This window comes from Rhodoferax sp. ZS1R8 (assembly GCF_056521325.1).
The window spans coordinates 1-1,070 of sequence record NZ_JBWMBA010000182.1; the positions used below are offsets into that span (position 1 = coordinate 1).

Here is a 1,070-nt window from a genome sequence, read left to right on the forward strand (position 1 = left end):
TTTGGCGGTGGTGACGCGGCTGATGGTGGACTCGTGTAGGCCCAACTCGTCCGCAATTTCGCGCAAGACGAGGGGGCGCATGGCCATCTCGCCGTGGGAGAAGAATCCTTTTTGCCGCTCCACAATGGCGGTGCTGACACGCAGGATGGTGTCAAACCGCTGCTGGATGTTTTTGATAAACCAGCGTGCCTCTTGCAGGCGTTGCTGCAGGCCAGCGTAGCTGGCGCTGTCTTTGCCACCACCTCGGTGGTTGCGCAGCACATTGGCGTAGATGTCGTGCACCCGCAGCTTGGGCATGACCTCGGGGTTGAGCATGACGCGGAACTGCGGGTTGATGCCGGCTCTGACCTTGCCCGCGGCCACCACCAGCACGTCGGGCACCACGATGTTGCGCTCCACGTCGACAAAACGGCGACCAGGCTTGGGCTCCAGGCGCGCGATCAGCGTGATGGCTTCGCGGGTTTGGGCGTCGGTGCCGCCGCAGCGCTGCACCAGGTTTTTGACATCGCGCCGGGCCAGCAGGTCCATGGGCTGGTCGCAGATGCGCAGGGCCAATGCGAGCACTGTCGTGGTTTCGGGTTCGGGCGCAGACTTGTGTGGACTCAGCGCGTCGTCCAGTTTGGCCTGCAATTGCAGACGCAGGCATTCGCTTAAGCTCCGCGCGCCAACACCCACGGGCTCCAGGCTGTGCAGCAGGCCCAAGGCAACGGTGAAGTGGTGCACCAGATCCTCGACCTGTTCCTCGTCGTCACCGGCCAGGCTGCGGGCCAGGTCGGGCAAGGGGTCTTCCAGGTAGCCGTCGTCGTTGAGCGACTCGATCAGAAAGCGCAATGCGCTGGCGTCGGTTTCGCTCAAGCGCAGGCTCAGGGCCTGGCGGTGCAGATGCGATTGCAGCGACTCCTGCGTGCGGGCCAGCTCGGTGGCGTCGGTGTCTTCGCCGTCGCTTAAGTTGTTGGCGCGGGCCTTGGCGTCTGTGCCCCATTCGCCGTCGTCGGGCACCATCTCGGTGGTGCCGTCGCCGTCCCAGCTGGGCTCGTCGTCACCACCGCCCAGGGGGGTTGTTTCTTCGT

The 1,070-nt window shown here is 64.7% G+C and carries 1 protein-coding gene; it reads right to left on the bottom strand.

Annotated features, from left to right (window positions below; genetic code table 11):
• Nucleotides 1-1,070: RNA polymerase factor sigma-54 (locus AC097P_RS24830; protein WP_479613080.1), on the bottom strand; the 1,070-nt coding region annotated here is incomplete at both ends.